Below are 16,482 nucleotides of genomic sequence, written 5' to 3'. Positions count from 1 at the left end.
GACTTCTTAAAAAAATCGTGGCAGCTCAACGTCCGGGAAAGTCCCCAGTCACTCAAATGACCGTCCACAGCCGCGGTAGGTTTTGTCATCAACCGTTAACAGGGTGGTAGAAGGAAACTCCTTGCCCGAAGGGGCGATACACTCTTCAGCCGTTATCCTGATCGAGATATGGTGATCCGCCGCATTCATCTGGTATACTGTCTCCGTGCTATCCGGGTTGTAATCGGGTTCCGTAGTGGGTGCGGAGAATGAATATTCGCCATAGTCAAGGACAAAGGTAGTGGTGTCTGGAAATAGTTCAAGGTGCCACCCCGGCTCAAACCCGGAAGCCCGAAACGCAGCTCCCCGGAATTTGGCATCCTGCCAGACCGCTTCCTCCGGGTCCAGGTCGCAGTAGCCGTAGCTTTTGTCGTCGATCTCGATGATCGCATCATCGCCTTTCGACCAGTACATATAATCCCCGCCTTCAGACATAAACCGTGCTCCCGAAGCCGACCTGCGCCGGGGGAGATGCACCGTGGTGTCCGGGAGTATCAGCCAGGCATCACTGGTATCCACTTTCACCACCAGGTCCCACTCCACGAGGCAGTCATAAACCAGGGTTTTGCCGGTGGGCTGCGGAGCTGACGGCGTAACTTCGCCGGGCAGCTGATCTTTTTCAGTACTGCCGGTGCAGCCCGTAAATGAGAGAGAAAACAGGAGCAGGAGGGATAGCAAAAGTCGAGATCGCATAAAATGGTTTTGGATTAACATGTTGCCAGGATTAGGGATTGGCATCTTCATGACCCCAGAGGGAGATTCCTATCCACGACATTCTCACATTTTTTTGGAATAACGGCAAAGCTGGAAAATAAGCTTGTGCCCGGAAAAGCTAAAATGTATTCCTTCCTGTGGCCAGAGAAAATAAAATAACTGGCTGCCTGCAACCTTGCGTATCCCAAAGCCGTAGAGCAGGTATGTTTAATTTGAAAGGGAAGCTCATATCAAAACCCCAACTTTATAATCGACCAAAAGATATCTGATATGAAAAAATGGCTTAAAATTACAATAGGGATCATAGTCATCGGCGCAGTGGGAATGGCTGTCTTTGCGATGGTACAAAACGATAACACCGACCAGGAAGAAGTAAAAACGGTGGAGGTAAACCGCAGCAAGCTGCAGGATATCGCCATTGCAGTGGGAGCCATAGAACCACGAGTAGAGGTGGACGTAAAATCCAAAATATCGGGAGTGGTGGAGAAGCTGTATGCCGAGGCGGGAGAATACATTGAAGCCGGCGAACCGCTGATGGAGATCAAACCGACGCCGACCCCGCAGGAGCTGGTGGACGCCCGCCGGGAGCTGGAACGCATGCAGTTGTCGTTCAACAACGCGGAAACCGAATTTGAGCGGATCTCCAAATTAAAGGAGAAAGGATTGATTGCGGATCGGCTGTATGAGGAAACAGACCAGTCGTACCAGCAGGCCCGGGTAAACCTGCAGGCCGCCCGGGAACGGCTGGACCTGATTGAAAAGGGAAGCATTACGACCTATGGACAGGAGATTAAGTCTGTCGTTACAGCCCCGATTTCCGGCTACATACTGGAGAAAGCCATTGAAATCGGTGATCCTGTGGTGCCGCTTACCTCATACCAGGAAGGGACCGTATTGATGACCATGGCGGATATGGACGACCTTTTGTTCCGGGGAACGGTGGATGAAATAGATGTCGGAAAGCTGCAGGAGGGCATGCAGGCAGATATCAAAATCGGGGCGCTGCCGGATGCCGAGGTACGGGGAGTTCTTTCAAAGATTTCGCTTAAATCCCGTGATGAGGACAACACTATCGTTTTTCCTATTGAAATAATGCTCACTGACCTGGGGGGAAATGTGCTCCGGGCCGGATATTCCGCGAATGCCGAAATTATGGTGGAGGAGCGAGATAACGTACTCACGATCCCGGAACGGCTGATCACCTTTCGGGGAGATACCGCACATGTAAACGTGCTGCTGGCCGACGGTTCCCGGGAAGATCGGGTCATCGAGATGGGACTCAGCGATGCGATCAACGTGGAAGTGAAAGAGGGGCTTGCCGAGGGCGAAAAAGTGATTGAAAAAGAAGCGAAAGAGATTGAGTAACCGGAGATCAACGATGTCGATATGGGCCTTTTTACAGCAGTTTTGGGTGGACCTGAAAGCCCAGAAGTTACGGTCAACGCTGACTATACTCGGAATTACGTGGGGAACCGTTTCCGTGGTGGTGCTGCTTGCGTTCGGGATGGGACTGGAAAAACAGAATCGAAAAAACATGCACGGTATGGGGCAGGGCATCGTAATACTTTTCCCCAACCAGACGACCAAGCCGTACAAGGGGTACCCCGACGGGCGAAGAATTCGGTTCACCCCGCGTGATGCCGAAATCCTGGAAGCCCAAATCCCCCAGATTACCAGTATCAGCCCGGAGTTCAGGCGCTATGGCACACCGGTTCGCTATAAAAACAATCGAACGCTTCCCAATATTATCGGGGCAAATGAGAAGTACGGGGAGATGCGTAACATTATTCCGGACGACGGAGGACGCTATATTAACCGGCGGGATGTGGAGCTGCGACGCAGGGTGGCCGTGATCGGCGACAAGCTGAAGACGTTGCTGATGGGAGATGCACCCGCTATCGGGGAGACAATCTATATTGCCCAGTCACCCTTTACCATTGTGGGCGTCATGAAGCCCAAAGTGCAGAACTCATCCTATGGCAGTCGCGATGAAGACTGCATCTTCATACCAAATACGACCTACCAGTCGCTCTTTGGGGATGTGTACCTGAACAACCTGATCTTCCGGTACGACGACCCGGAGGCTTCTGAGTTTGTGACCGCCAGCGTATATAATACTCTCAGCACTATTCACACCTTCGACCCCACCGACCAGGATGCCGTATTTATCTGGGATACTAATGAGATGGATAAATTTTTGAACTATTTCTTTATCGGATTTAACCTGTTTATGGGAATCATCGGGGCTTTTACCCTGACCGTCGGGGGGATCGGCGTGGCTAATATCATGTTTGTGGTAGTCAAGGAAAAAACCGGGGAGATCGGCATTAAGCGGGCTATCGGGGCCACGCAAAGGACTATACTGGGCCAGTTTTTCCTGGAGAGTTTCGCTATCGTCATGATCGGCGCCCTGCTGGGATTCCTTATTTCGGTCGGGATGGTCGAACTGGCAGGCCTGCTCCCGATAGAGCAGGAGGTGGGTCAGCCGGAAATCTCTTTTGCGGTGGTTGCGGTTACCGTTGTTCTCCTTTCGGTGATCGCCCTGCTGGCAGGATATTTCCCCGCGCGAAAAGCTGCAAAACTGGAACCAGCCGAATGTCTGCGGCAGATCGCCTGAACCTGATAAAAAGGATAACGATATGTGGAAAGTATTATTCCAGGAATTTATTAATGACTTGCGCATACAGAAACTCCGGTCATTTTTGACGATGTTCTCCATTGCGTGGGGAACAATTGCGGTGGTGTTGCTGCTGGCGTTCGGGGAGGGGGTCAAAAACGTAATGTCGGCCGGTTTTACCAACGCGTATGACAATATTCTGATGGTCTATGGCGGCACCACCAGCAAGGAGTACGAGGGGCTGCCCAAGGGGCGGTCCATACGATACAAGCTGGAAGATGTGGAGATGCTGGAGCGGGCAATACCGGCGATCGAAAAAATAAGTCCTTCGTACGGCAAATGGGGCACGAGCCTGCAGACCGACCTGATGAAGCGCACCACGTATATGGAGGGGGTGTATCCCTCATTTGTAGAATTGCGGTCGATGTATCCGGCGGAGAAAGGACGATTTTTAAACGACCTGGATGAGAAATACCGGCGGCGGGTGGTGTTCCTCGGAAATGACATTGCCGCCCAGCTCTTCGGGGATGAATCGCCTGTGGGCAAGCAGGTAAAACTGGACGGTATGCCGTTTACGGTGATCGGCGTTATGATCCCGAAAATACAGAACAGCATGAACAACGGGCCCGATGCCGACCGCGCCATTATACCGGCTTCCACCTTCAAAGCTGTTTACGGCAGCCAAAATATCAACCACATGCTGATACGCCCGCGTTCAACCCAGGAGATAGAGCAGGTAAAGCAGGAGGTTACCCGCCTGCTGGCCAATCGCTACAAGTTTGACCCGGCCGACCCCAATGCCATATCCATTTGGGATACCATAGAAACAGCGGCGAATATCCGGATGGTGATGCTGGGCATACAGATTTTTCTGGGCGTAGTCGGTTTATTCACGCTCTGCATTGCGGGGGTGGGTATCGCCAACATCATGTATGTAGTTGTAAAAGAACGAACCCGTGAAATCGGTATTAAACTGGCGGTGGGGGCCCGCCGGCTTCATGTCCAGATTCAATTTATGTTTGAAGCACTTGCAATTTCGCTGGCAGGGGGTGGCATCGGCCTGGCTTTTTCGACAGCTGTTATTGCGGCTGTACGCAGCATTCCCGCCGATGACGGGGCTATGCAGTTTCTCACGCAGCCTGAGCTCTCAACCGCCATAGCACTGCTTTGTGCTGCTGTACTGGTGGCAGTCGGTGTTGCCGCGGGCTTTTTCCCCGCCCGAAAAGCCGCTTCGCTTGACCCCGTTGAGTCATTGCGGTACGAGTGATTTGACGGCTTCTCAAGGTGCTATTTTTGGAGCGAATCCGGGATGGTGAGCACTTCCTGGGTGTTGACTTCATCGGCACCGCGCACTTTGGACCCCGCAGCAATATAAATGTTACCGTCGTAAACCACCGCCTGGGTCCCGTGCCGACCGGTATTCAGTGAGGGAAGAGCGGTCCACTCGCGGGTCTCGGTATTATAGGCTTCTACTTCTGCGTGGGCCTGCTGTTGTGCTCCGCTTTCACCGCCAATAACAATGAGATTGGCTCCCACCGAGATGGCAGTAGTACCGGCCCGTTCGGTCGGAAGGTCACCGGAAGGGGGGAGCGGAGACCAGGTGCCGGTCGCAAAATCATAAACATCCACTTCCGGGATGGTGAGCTGGAACGTCTCACCGGTGGCCTGGGAGGTTCGTCGCCCGCCGGCGGCGTAGAGCTTTCCATCAATAATGGAAACCTGGAAATGATCGCGATAGCGGGGAGCATCAGCCAGCCTGGTCCACTCTCCGGTTTCCGGATCAAACGAATCGAACCAGCGCACATGCCCGTCAATGTGGCCGTTCTGGATGCCGCCTACAAGATAGATTTTCCCATTATGGGCGATCGCTCCCGCAGCCCCCCGCCGTCGATCTTTGGGAATAGCGGGCCCCCTGGTCCACTGATCCGCTTGAGGATCATAAATATAGACGTTGGGTACGGGGTCTTCATCCGGGTAGCCGCCCGTCAGTGCGCCCATGACGTAGATCTTGCCCTCGTAACTGACCGCCTGGAAGTGGTGCATCGGCAGTGGAGGAGTGGCGCCGGTTGACCAGCTGTCGGTGCCGGGGTCATAGATATCCACGGGGCGTTCTCCCCGTCCCCCCAGCAGGTAGAGCTTGTTGTCGACCGCTGCGTAGGCATTTTCGTGCCGGTGGTGAGGTTCTGTGTCGGAAGAGAGCGTGTGCCACCCGGCTTGCGTTTGTGCGTTAGTCATTGATACCGAGCCAAAGAGCATAAAAAGCAAGATGGCTGTCGAAATTGGGGAAATCAGGTTGAATGCTGGAGTCTTCATGCGTGGACTGTTTTTTCAAAGTTGTGAGCCGGAAAATTGACGGGTTTTGGACAGTTATGCAAGCGCAAGACCATAATTTTATCCCCGGTTTTTGTTTCCCGAGAGATCGATAAAACGTATTCCCTAACTTGTGTGTTAGGTATGTTACATATTCTGATCAACAAAGACGGGAGGTTGTGATGCCATTAAGCAGATTAACAAAATATCTGGATGAGAACGATAAAAAGTATGTCGTAATAAAGCACTCGAAGGCGTTTACGGCCCAGGAGGTCGCGGCCTCGGCCCATATACCGGGTAAAGAGATGGCCAAAACCGTAATGCTGAAGGTGGATGGGGATCTCAAAATGCTGGTGCTACCTTCCACCCACCAGGTGGACTTTGAGCTGGTCAAGCAAGAGCTGCAGGCGGATGAGGTGGAGCTGGCTTCTGAACAGGAATTCAACGGGTTATTCCCGGATTGCGAACTGGGTGCCATGCCCCCTTTTGGCAATCTCTACGATATGGAAACCATAGTAGCTGAATCCCTGACCGAAGATGAGGAAATTGCGTTTAACGCCGGCACACACAGGGAACTTATCCGGATTTCCTTTGATGACTACAAAGAGCTGGTAGCTCCTGAAATAATTCACGTTTCAGTCAAAAAACAGGCTTGACAGCGACCGGTATTTCTGTTTCCGGTGCGTGTGAGTACGGATCATCCCTCACTGGCGCTTACGCTGTTTTCGGGCCGTGCTGTTATCAATTTACCTGGATTATTTAAATTTGGCGGGCTTGCCTCGTCTCAGGGCGGTGAAACGAAAAAATATTCTCTCGCGGGAGGGACTTCCGTTCCATCTGTGTTGCATGACTTGGAACGGCAAATACGCGGGATGCATCCCTTGCGCAATATTAAAGGTACAGAACCAAGCAAGAGTCTGGATAAGGTTTCAAGACAAAGCAGTTCTTGTCTTCTCAAAAATAATTTCTAACATTTGGGTAGCCTTTACAGTGGGTAGCCTTTACAGGTGGTCCTGGCTCATTTGTTGCGATAGTATATTTTCATAGACGGAATTTATCAGAGCAAAATAACTCAGACAAAAGGGGTAAATCAGAATGCAGCATTCTTTATTCAAGTTTTACGGGAACGTATTGTGTGCCACAATAATTATTTGCGCAGTATCTGCTCCGGGTATGGATCTTTTTGCCCAGCAGCGGGTAATTACCAAAGATATTGAGCCGCTCGACGCCCCGTTCCCGATGGCGGAGCTGCAGCGACCGGGATTCCCAGACACTACGTTCAATATTCAGGATTACGGAGCTGTGCCGTTGGAGAAGGATTCTTCCTTTAAAAATACCGGGGCGATTCATCGGGCTATTGAGGCGGCGCACGACATCGGCGGGGGAACGATTGTTATCCCCAAAGGAGGATGGTTGACGGGACCCATTCACTTGATGAGCAATATCAATCTTTATATTGCCGATGGGGCTACCGTGTATTTCAGTACGGATAAAGAGGATTACCTGCCGGTGGTCCCGCAGCGCTATGAAGGAGTTGAAGCGTATAACTACTCTCCGCTGATTTATGCCCGGAATGTAAAAAATGTTGCAGTCATCGGCCGGGGCACGCTGGATGCACAGGGAGCCCACTGGTGGAGCTGGTTTGAAGAGCACGGGGCTCCCCCTCGGGGTATCGCCACGAAAGTGCCGTTGTCGCGCCGTGATTTTGGAAAGGGAGCAGGAAATGAGGGTATGCGTCCCAACTTTATGGTATTCTGGAAATCGGAAGATATCCTGGTGGAAGGGATCACCCTCAATGACAGCCCGATGTGGAATGTACATCTGGTCTACAGCAAGCGGGCGATTATACGGAATATTACCGTCAACAGCCTGGATGCCCCCAATGGAGACGGGGTGGTGCTGGATTCCTCGAGGGATATTCTCGTCGAATACAACCATTTTGAAACCGGCGATGATGCGGTTGTCCTTAAATCAGGGTTTAACGAAGAGGGGTTGCAGATCGATATACCGACAAAAAATGTGGTGGTGCGTAATTTTGAGGCTCGCGATGTCCGCACCGGCAGCGGGGGTATTGTCTTTGGCAGCGAAACTTCGGGTGGTATCAACAATGTATATGTTCACAATGCGTACTTTGAGGGAGCCGACCGCGGAATCCGGTTCAAAACCGAGCGCGGCCGGGGCAACGTCATTGAGGATATTTTTATCCGCAACATCCGGATGCGGGATATCGAAAACCAGGCCATCAATTTCAACACGTTTTATACCGGTCCCGAGGCCACTGGTCCCGCCCCGCTGATTCGCAATATCGAGATACGGGATGTGCAAATTGACAGCGTGCCAACGGCGATATCACTGATTGGCCTGCCGGAAAAGTGGCTTGAGAATATCACCCTGCAAAATATTCAGGTAAGTAATGCGGGTGAGGGCGCAAGAATTGAACGAGTCAAGAACCTGACTCTTCATAATGTTGATATTCAGTCAGAAGAGCGGGCAATGATTGTGAATGACGTGTATGAGATGTATTTCGAAAATGTGGCTCTCAGCGACAGCATGATGGATAACACCGCTCCGATACTGCTTCAGGGCTCCTATACCGGGAGTATTTTTATGCCGAACTTTCCCGCCAGTCAAATTGAATTCGGCGAGGACGTTTCACCCAACATTATAAAAAGGGAGCCTCAGCAACAAGTCTGGTAATATTACCTGCAGAATACGGTCACGATTTTTTACCCTGGGAATCTGCCGGGCTTCACAAGGTTTTGTTCCCTCGGTGAGTGGTTGCTGCCCGATGTTGTGCCGTATTTACAATCCTGATTGACAAAAGATTGAAAAAAATGAACAAATGGTTCTGTAACCGGGTAATAATAATATTAGGAGAGGGGAAGGACCTAGTTAACGGTACTTCCTTTCTTGGCTTCGATATCCTGTTTTCGTTCGCAGGTCTCCGGATCTTCGCAAGCCCCAAAAAAGTGAAGTGAATGCCCTTCAATGTTAAAATTGTGGATCTTCTCCATCATACTCTTGATTTCCTGGATGCGCGGGTCGCAAAACTCCATAACGGTACCACACTCTTTACAGATAATATGATCGTGCTGCTGGTAGGCGTAGGCGCGTTCGTAAAAATACTGGTTTTTCCCAAATTGCTGGCGCTGAACAAGTCCGCACTCCACGAGAAGGTCAAGTGTATTGTAGACGGTGGCACGTGAAACGCGGCTGCCTGAATCTTTCATGTTGAAGAAAATATCATCGGCATCAAAATGGCCGTCGGCGCGGTAGATCTCCTCCAGTACCATAAACCGCTCGGGGGTTTGCCGCTGATTGTGTTCCTTCAGATATGAGCTGAAGATCTCTTTTACGAGGTCAATTGTCTCTTCTTTTGCTGGATGTGCCATAAAAAATTGATCAATTTTTGTTTCAATATAATGAATAACGCCGGGCATTTGAAAAGATTTTGATTAGCAGGGCAGGATGGTGGTCAGCCCAGTCCCAAACGTTACAGTCCAATCGTTTCAATAATTCTACCATTATCACTGCAGAATGTTATATTCATGAATCTTGTAATTGACCAGGGGAATTTAATCTAACATTCAGGTTATTTATGCCTACAGTTGTTGCCTTTGAGACACTGACGGAACTCTTTATAAATCTATCCAAAAAATATGAAGGAAAGCGAAAAACGGCGTTTGGTCGAAAGCCTTCCACGAACGACCGTTACGAAGCGATAACCTGGGAGACGGTCGCGGAGGATGTCCACGCCCTGGCGGCGTATCTCACGGAGCACGGTATCGAAGCGGGAGACCGCGTGGCGATTCTCAGTGAAAACCGGTATGAGTGGGCGGTGGTGGACCTGGCAATTCAGCTGGTGGGGGGCGTCAATGTTTCCCTGTATACTTCGCTGCCACCGGACCAGTGCAAGTATATCCTGCAAAATTCGGAAGCGGAGCTTTTTTTCGTCTCCACGGGAATTCAGCTAAAAAAGGCGATTGAAATTTTTGAAGACTGTGAGCATGTACGCCAGGTAATCGCTTTTGATGCCCCTCGTGTTCAGCGCCAGCTGGAAGAACCCTACGTGGTGCTTTACGAAGATGTGATGAGCGAAGGCTTCAAGCTGTATCCGAAACATGAGGAAGAGATCCATGACCGGAGCAAGCGTATTGAGCCGGAAGACCTGGCAACGCTGATCTATACCTCCGGAACTACGGGCAAGCCGAAAGGGGCGATGCTGACCCATCGAAACATCGTGAGCAATGTGAAAGCGGCGCATCAGCATATTCATATTGATGAGAACGACCGCGCCCTCTCATTCCTGCCGCTCTGCCATTCATTTGAGCGCACAGCCGGGTATTATGCGCTGCTTGCGGGAGGCGGGGAGATTTATTACGCCGAAAGTGTGGATACCGTTGCCAGGAACTTGACTGAAGTGCATCCCACAATTGTGATGAGCGTGCCCCGGCTGTTTGAAAAGATCTATAACCTGGTTGCCAAAAGCGTGGAGGAGGGCAGCGCTGTAAAGAAAAAGATATTTGACTGGGCATTTGATGTAGGCCAACGATACGCCGATGGTGAGCGGGGACTGGTGGCCATGCAAAAAACGGTGGCCGACAAGCTGGTATTTGACAAGCTCAAGGAGCGTACGGGGGGCAATATCCGCTTTTTTGTATCCGGGGGAGCCGCACTGCCGGCAGAGATCGGTCATTTCTTTATGGCGGCGGGGCTCAACATCCTGGAGGGATATGGACTCACGGAAACCTCACCGATTATGGCAGCCAATTCGTATGGCAATGAGCGTATGGGCACGGTGGGACAGATTTTAAACGGCATAACAGTGGCTATACAGCGGCTGGAGGATAACAAAATAATTGCCGAGATCAGTGGTGAGGACTATCCCACCAAGCTGACCAGCGAGCCGGGAGAAATTTTGTGCAAGGGTCCCAACGTGATGAAGGGGTACTGGAAAAATGAAGAGGCCACGCGCGAGATGATCGACGAGGAAGGGTGGCTGCATACCGGCGATGTGGGACGATTTGTGGAGGGCAACCTGCAGATCACCGATCGCATCAAGCATATGATCGTAAACGCAGGAGGCAAGAATATCTACCCCGGACCGATTGAAGATATGTTCAAAACCAGCAAGTGGGTTGATCAGCTGGTGGTTGTGGGGGAACGCCAACCCTTCATGGCCGCGTTGATAGTACCTGATTTTGAAACCCTGGAAAAACATGCGGAAGAACGTGGGCTCAAGTACGATTCGATGGAGGATCTGATCCAAAAGGATGAGATTCAGTCGATCTACAAGAAAGAGATCCGAAACTATTCAAAACAGTTGGCATCCCACGAAAAGATCCGCGATTTTAGGCTGGTCGCAAATGAGTTTTCAGTAGAAAGCGGCGAGCTGACTCCAACACTCAAAGTGAAGCGCCGGGTTATTGAAGATAAGTACGGCCACCTGATTGATGATATTTTCGATAGTGCCGCTGTCTAGTAAAGTCACTGGATCATTCGTTGTGAGATACAGGTGTGTTTTTTCAGCTCAATTAATTCTGATATTCTATCCAAATTAGCACACCTGTTGAATCACGAATGCAGCAGAAATAACACGAGCCAACTAAACATTGAATTTTCACAATATAAATTGATACGTAATGTCATATAATATTTTTTACTGGGTCCACATTGTCTCCTACATAGCATGGTTGCTGGCGTTTGCAGGTAGCTTATACTTTGCCTGGCGGGCGGGCAAGGCGTTTCAAACCGACGATGAACCCAGACTTATGAAGCTGGAGCGTCGTTCAACCAGCATAGGGGCGCATCTGGGGGCACTCGGCATTCTCATCTCGGGTGGGGCGCTGGCCTCCATTCCCTCGGGACCCCAGTGGGGCTGGTTCAATTTTGAACTGTATGGCTGGCTGGCGGTAAAGCAGGCGATCTTTTTTATCATTCTTATCCTGGTCGGATTTTCCATCAAGCGGAGTGTCGCCTTCAAAAAGCAGCTCAAAACGGAAAATGGCAGTCGTGTGGGCGACGATACCCGTCAAAAATGGCGAAAGGCGTATAACATGTCCCTCATCGTCTATATCCTTGTGGTTGTAAATACCCTTCTGGGACTGTTTAAACCGTTTTAGGGCGAGGTGGTTATTCTCTTGCTTCATTATTATCCGCTTCAACCAGCCTGTTTTCCATCTGCTGCAGGAGATGTCGAACCCTCCGCCGGTTCACTCCAAAGTCACTATGTCCTACTCGACTGGCACTTCGGATGTGGAGATAGGTATTGTTATTTTCGGCTTCCTCCAGTTGCAGGGTCAGGTCATCCTGGAAAAAAACAACCATGAAGATCGCATCGATCCGGTAGGTATCGGGGGTGAGCTCGATATTATACGGCTTCATGGCCTGCAATATCTTGAGAGCGATCTCCCAGGTAGCGTCGACAGAAGCGGGGTATTGTTCAGTTAGCCGTACGCAGTTCGGGGATTCCGGGCAGGGAGGAAGGGGATTGTTCAGATCTTTACGCGAAGGAAAATCCGATGATTGCGAACCGCATGCCGAAAAGAAATAGATCATGAGCTGAAATATAAGCAGTTGTGCAGCCGGTATTTTCATAAAGCTCAATCCGGGGAATATTTTTCGTTACTGAAAATCAGGAAGAGGTCAGCAATTCCAGGCATTCATCCACGGTGGATATCACATATATGGCACTCCACTGCTGTTTCGTGATGAATCCCTGGTCTACCGCCTGGTCTATAAAGCTGACCAGGAGATCATAGTACCCGTCCATATTAAAGATTAGAACAGGTTTTTCGTGCAGCCCAAGCTGAACCCAGGTGATCGTTTCCAGCAGTTCCTCGAACGTACCGAAGCCGCCGGGCAGTGCAATAAAGGCATCCGATAGTTCGGCCATCATCGCTTTTCGTTCATGCATGGAATCGGTGACGTGCAGGGCGGTAAGGTTGCCGTGGGCGTGGCTCATAAGGTGTTCCGGGATAACGCCGTGTACGCTGGCTCCGTAGCTGAGTACGGCGTCCGCAATCACATTCATCAGACCAATTGAGCCGCCTCCGTATACCAGGTCGATATGGTTTGTGGCCAGGGCTTTCCCAAGTGTGCGGGCCTGCGTGGCAAAAGCGGGATTCCGCCCCGTTTTTGAACCACAAAATACACATACCCGTTTTATCTTGATCATCAGGCAGTCACCGTTCGCATTCGGTCTACGACAAGCTTCAGCTTTTCAATCAGATAGTCGATTTCCGCTGCCGTGTTGTCTCTTCCCAGGCTGATGCGGATGCTGGAGTTCGCAATATCGTCGGCCATGCCGATGCCGGAAAGCACATGAGAGGGCTCCATGGCGCCGGAGGTACAGGCGGAACCGTTGGAAACACAGATGCCCTCGACATCCAGGTTCAGCAGCAGCATTTCGCCATCCAGTGCCCCACCGGAAGGATTTGTAAATGATAAATTGATAATATGGGGGACGCCGGCACCCGTCTCCGGACCATTGATTTGCACTGTGTCTCCAAACTGTTGATCCAGTCCTTTGATAAGCCTGGCTCTTAATTTTTTGAAATGCTCGTTTTGTTTTGCCCGCTGCTTGTCGATAAGCTCCAGCGCCGTTGCCAACCCCACGATACCGGGCACATTCAGCGTTCCCCCCCGCCGCCGCCGTTCTTGTGAGCCGCCATGCATCCAGGGGATCCAGGCAGAGCCGTGTCGCATGTACAGCACGCCAACACCTTTGGGACCGTAGATTTTGTGGCCGCTTATGCTCAGGAAATCGACTCCAAGTTCGTTTACGTCCACCGGTAGCTTCCCCACGCTTTGCACAGTATCGGAATGGAGCAGGACCTCATGTTCGCGGCAGATTGTACTGATCTCTGAAATCGCGTTGATTGAACCGATCTCGTTGTTCACATGCATAAGGGTAACCAGCGCTGTTTCGTCGGTGATAGCCTCGGCTACTTTCCCGGGCGCAACGGTTCCGTCATCATCCGGCTCGAGATATATCGGTTTGACTCCGCGACGTTTAAGGGCTTCCACCGCGTGAAGCACGGCGTGATGTTCGATCGGCGAGGTGATCACTTCCGTTTTGCCGGTCGCTTCAACCACTCCCTTTATCGCCGTATTGTCGCTCTCGGTACCGCCGCTGGTAAAAATGATCTCAGCGGGCTCTGCGCCAATAATATCGGCGATCGTTTCGCGAGCCTCTTCCACCGCTACTTTGGCACTGCTGCCCAGCTCATGCGTGGAATTGGCGTTGCCGTATTGCTCGGTGAAGAAGGGAAGCATCGCATCCACTACGCGCTCGTCAACCGGTGTCGTGGCTGCGTGATCCAGGTATACTGTTTGCATTATTCAAAAAATTCATTACTGGAAAATTACCTGTGAAAGAGGGCTTTGAACATGCCGGAGTTGGGCAAACCAACGGTTTTGCAAAGCCCATTGAAAGATATTCAAAAAAGCCCAGAATAACAGGCCGGGAAATCAGATTCCACGACCAATCTTGCAAAAATCAGTTTGATTGCGGTCATGACCCGGCCGGCTTTGCCCGGATAGCAGGTACAGGGTTTGGACGATTTGCAATAAGCTGGTAAATTCCGGCTCCGAATTACTTTCAACAAAGACAGGATGTTCACTAATGGAAAAGATGACGCTTAAAGATGTAGATGTAAACGGCAAGAAGGTATTAATGCGGGTAGACTTTAATGTACCGATTGAGGACGGGGAGATCACCGATGACAACCGTATCGTGCAGGCCTTGCCCTCCATCAAGCACGTGGTTGACCAGAACGGGGTGCTTATCCTGATGAGTCATCTTGGACGTCCCGGCGGGGCCCCGGACCCGGAATTGAGCCTGAAACCGGTGGCCGAATACCTGCAAACGCTGCTGGATGCCAAGGTCCATTTCGCTGAAGACTGTGTCGGTGAAAAGGCGAACTCGGTGATTGCAAAGGCCGGTCCCGGAGAAATTGTGGTGCTTGAAAATGTGCGCTTCCATGAGGGTGAAAAGGCTAATGACGAAGGTTTTTGCAAACAGCTGGCCGCGCATGGCGATCTCTTTGTCAATGACGCGTTTGGCAGCAGCCACCGCGCGCATTCGTCGGTTGCAGGAGTTACCCGGTTTTTACAGCCGGCGGTTTCCGGATATCTGCTTGAAAAAGAGATTAAATACCTCAGTGATGCCATTAACAACCCGGTTCATCCCTTTATCGCCATTCTGGGAGGCGCCAAGGTATCTGACAAGATCGGTGTTATTGAAAACCTGCTGGACAAAGTGGATACCATTCTTATCGGCGGAGGCATGACCTATACTTTTTACAAAGCCAAGGGACTGCCGGTCGGAACTTCGCTGGTGGAGGAAGACAAAGTGGAGCTGGCCGGCGAGCTTATCAAGAAAGCCGCAGAACAGGGCGTGGACCTGGCCCTTCCCGTTGATCACGTGGTGGCCACCGAATTCAAGGCGGACGCCGAGTTCAAGGTTGTGGGAGAAGATGAAATAGAGGAGGGCTGGATGGGGCTCGACATCGGTCCCCAAACTACGATCGCCTTTGGCAACAAGATAAAAAATGCGAACACTGTTGTCTGGAATGGACCGATGGGTGTGTTTGAGATGGAAAATTTTGCCGATGGCACATTCTCTATTGCGGAACACCTGGCCCAAACCACCGAAAATGGAGCCACAACGATCATCGGCGGCGGAGACTCGGCCGCCGCAATTAAAAAAGCCGGGCTGGAAGACAAAGTATCACACGTCTCAACCGGCGGCGGCGCCAGCCTGATGTTTCTCGAAGGCAAAGAACTGCCCGGGGTGGTGGCATTAACTGACAAGGAGTGAGCGTCGACTTTTAAAAAGATCTGACACAGTATAAAACCTTCCGGGAAGCTCCCGGAAGGTTTTTTTGTAGATAGAACTTTTGAAAAGCGGAATCCTGTACAGTACAGGTACGCAAAATCCAGCTTTTTTCGAGGGCCCTTCGCAGAACCTGCTATGTTGTAGGTGGTTGTACCACCGACCGTATTGCCCTTCTAAACGGGAGTACAACTTCCTCAGAACGAGAATTCGAATGTTTTGCAAAGCCTTCTTTGATTGTAAAGCACCATTTGATGGAGCTGCAGTACCCGGGGATGGAATAAAAACCCATGTTGAAAGAGGGTAGTAAGCCTGCACATATTCCCCATTCAGCGAACAAATATGGCCGTTAATAACGGCCAGCGCTAAAATATCGGGCGATATCCAAATTTTTCTGTAAGGATTTCCTCTGAAATATATCTTACCTTATGAACGCAAAGCTAAAAAAATAAAATGAGGTAACAGTTATGAGTTCTTTGAACAAAGCTATGATTATCGGGCGCTTGGGTCAGGATCCTGAAGTACGTTACACCCAGTCGAACACGGCTGTAGCCAATCTTTCGGTAGCTACTTCTGAGCGGTATAAAGACAGCTCGGGAGAGTGGAAAGAGAACACCGAATGGCACCGGGTTGTGGCGTGGGGGCGATTGGCTGAGATCTGCCAGGAATACCTCAGGAAAGGGTCACAAGTATATATCGAGGGTCCAATACAAACGCGACAGTGGGAGGATCGCGATGGGCAAACACGCTATACAACGGAAATCAAGGCCCTTACGCTTACGATGCTGGACAGCAAAAGCGACAGGGACGGAGAACCCCGGGTGGTCCCGGACAAACCGGCCTCCTCCAAGCCGGTGGACAGCAAGGTAGAGCTGGACGAGGACTTCGACGATCTTGACGACGATCTCCCGTTCTAGGCATGTGTGAGATCGCGGAAAAGACAGCACGGGGTCTGGATACACAA

At 51.0% G+C, this 16,482-nt stretch carries 15 protein-coding genes; 9 read left to right on the top strand and 6 right to left on the bottom strand.

All coding sequences use genetic code 11. The features are described from left to right. Nucleotides 1-48 precede the first annotated feature (48 nt). On the bottom strand, nucleotides 49-732 hold the full coding sequence (locus tag ACG2F4_RS05685; RefSeq protein WP_395259247.1) for an MliC family protein: 684 nt from the start codon (nucleotides 730-732) through the stop codon (nucleotides 49-51). Nucleotides 733-1,023: 291 nt separating this feature from the next. Here ACG2F4_RS05685 and ACG2F4_RS05680 point away from each other — a divergent pair, with 291 nt between their 5' ends. From ACG2F4_RS05680 to ACG2F4_RS05670, 3 genes are read left to right on the top strand one after another with little or no spacing between them, the layout of a single operon-like run. Further along, nucleotides 1,024-2,118: an efflux RND transporter periplasmic adaptor subunit gene (locus ACG2F4_RS05680; protein WP_395259246.1), complete on the top strand. Its 1,095-nt coding sequence runs from the start codon at nucleotides 1,024-1,026 to the stop codon at nucleotides 2,116-2,118. Nucleotides 2,119-2,131: 13 nt separating this feature from the next. After that, entirely contained in the window at nucleotides 2,132-3,370 is a 1,239-nt protein-coding gene (locus ACG2F4_RS05675) for an ABC transporter permease (protein ID WP_395259245.1), read from the top strand. A gap of 22 nt (nucleotides 3,371-3,392) precedes the next feature. Then, nucleotides 3,393-4,637, top strand: a complete 1,245-nt coding sequence (locus ACG2F4_RS05670) for an ABC transporter permease (protein ID WP_395259244.1) — start codon at nucleotides 3,393-3,395, stop codon at nucleotides 4,635-4,637. Nucleotides 4,638-4,657: 20 nt separating this feature from the next. Here the strand turns inward: ACG2F4_RS05670 and ACG2F4_RS05665 are convergent, their stop codons facing one another. Continuing rightward, nucleotides 4,658-5,683, bottom strand: a complete 1,026-nt coding sequence (locus tag ACG2F4_RS05665) for a Kelch repeat-containing protein (RefSeq protein ID WP_395259243.1) — start codon at nucleotides 5,681-5,683, stop codon at nucleotides 4,658-4,660. Between the two features lie 179 nt (nucleotides 5,684-5,862). On the opposite strand from ACG2F4_RS05665, the gene ACG2F4_RS05660 reads away from it, so the two are divergent. Next, nucleotides 5,863-6,336 (top strand): aminoacyl-tRNA deacylase, encoded by a 474-nt coding sequence (locus ACG2F4_RS05660; protein WP_395259242.1) that lies wholly within the window; start codon nucleotides 5,863-5,865, stop codon nucleotides 6,334-6,336. A 517-nt stretch (nucleotides 6,337-6,853) separates the two neighbouring features. Beyond that, on the top strand, nucleotides 6,854-8,377 hold the full coding sequence (locus ACG2F4_RS05655; protein ID WP_395259241.1) for a glycoside hydrolase family 28 protein: 1,524 nt from the start codon (nucleotides 6,854-6,856) through the stop codon (nucleotides 8,375-8,377). A gap of 191 nt (nucleotides 8,378-8,568) precedes the next feature. Here the strand turns inward: ACG2F4_RS05655 and ACG2F4_RS05650 are convergent, their stop codons facing one another. Next, nucleotides 8,569-9,072: a Fur family transcriptional regulator gene (locus ACG2F4_RS05650; protein ID WP_395259240.1), complete on the bottom strand. Its 504-nt coding sequence runs from the start codon at nucleotides 9,070-9,072 to the stop codon at nucleotides 8,569-8,571. 206 nt (nucleotides 9,073-9,278) lie between these two features. Here ACG2F4_RS05650 and ACG2F4_RS05645 point away from each other — a divergent pair, with 206 nt between their 5' ends. Next, nucleotides 9,279-11,162 (top strand): AMP-dependent synthetase/ligase, encoded by a 1,884-nt coding sequence (locus tag ACG2F4_RS05645; RefSeq protein ID WP_395259239.1) that lies wholly within the window; start codon nucleotides 9,279-9,281, stop codon nucleotides 11,160-11,162. A gap of 160 nt (nucleotides 11,163-11,322) precedes the next feature. Next, nucleotides 11,323-11,802: a hypothetical protein gene (locus ACG2F4_RS05640; RefSeq protein WP_395259238.1), complete on the top strand. Its 480-nt coding sequence runs from the start codon at nucleotides 11,323-11,325 to the stop codon at nucleotides 11,800-11,802. A 10-nt stretch (nucleotides 11,803-11,812) separates the two neighbouring features. On the opposite strand, the gene ACG2F4_RS05635 is transcribed toward ACG2F4_RS05640, so the two are convergent. Genes ACG2F4_RS05635 through ACG2F4_RS05625 form a run of 3 tightly spaced genes read right to left on the bottom strand, consistent with a single transcriptional unit; the run spans nucleotide 11,813 to nucleotide 14,020 of the window. Continuing rightward, nucleotides 11,813-12,277 (bottom strand): DUF1499 domain-containing protein, encoded by a 465-nt coding sequence (locus ACG2F4_RS05635; protein ID WP_395259237.1) that lies wholly within the window; start codon nucleotides 12,275-12,277, stop codon nucleotides 11,813-11,815. 37 nt (nucleotides 12,278-12,314) lie between these two features. After that, complete coding sequence (locus ACG2F4_RS05630) at nucleotides 12,315-12,857, bottom strand: TIGR00730 family Rossman fold protein (protein ID WP_395259236.1); 543 nt, start codon at nucleotides 12,855-12,857, stop codon at nucleotides 12,315-12,317. Beyond that, nucleotides 12,857-14,020 (bottom strand): cysteine desulfurase family protein, encoded by a 1,164-nt coding sequence (locus tag ACG2F4_RS05625; protein ID WP_395259235.1) that lies wholly within the window; start codon nucleotides 14,018-14,020, stop codon nucleotides 12,857-12,859. Before ACG2F4_RS05625 ends, ACG2F4_RS05630 begins: the two co-directional genes overlap by 1 nt. A gap of 286 nt (nucleotides 14,021-14,306) precedes the next feature. Here ACG2F4_RS05625 and ACG2F4_RS05620 point away from each other — a divergent pair, with 286 nt between their 5' ends. Beyond that, on the top strand, nucleotides 14,307-15,503 hold the full coding sequence (locus ACG2F4_RS05620) for a phosphoglycerate kinase (RefSeq protein WP_395259234.1): 1,197 nt from the start codon (nucleotides 14,307-14,309) through the stop codon (nucleotides 15,501-15,503). A 482-nt stretch (nucleotides 15,504-15,985) separates the two neighbouring features. Continuing rightward, on the top strand, nucleotides 15,986-16,435 hold the full coding sequence (locus ACG2F4_RS05615; RefSeq protein WP_395259233.1) for a single-stranded DNA-binding protein: 450 nt from the start codon (nucleotides 15,986-15,988) through the stop codon (nucleotides 16,433-16,435). The last annotated feature ends 47 nt before the right edge of the window (nucleotides 16,436-16,482 follow it).

The sequence above is a fragment of the Halalkalibaculum sp. DA3122 genome, from assembly GCF_043951865.1.
GTDB lineage: Bacteria > Bacteroidota > Rhodothermia > Balneolales > Balneolaceae > JAMQKA01.
The sequence above is the reverse complement of the archived record's forward strand: the minus strand, read 5'-3'. Positions and strand labels throughout refer to the sequence as shown.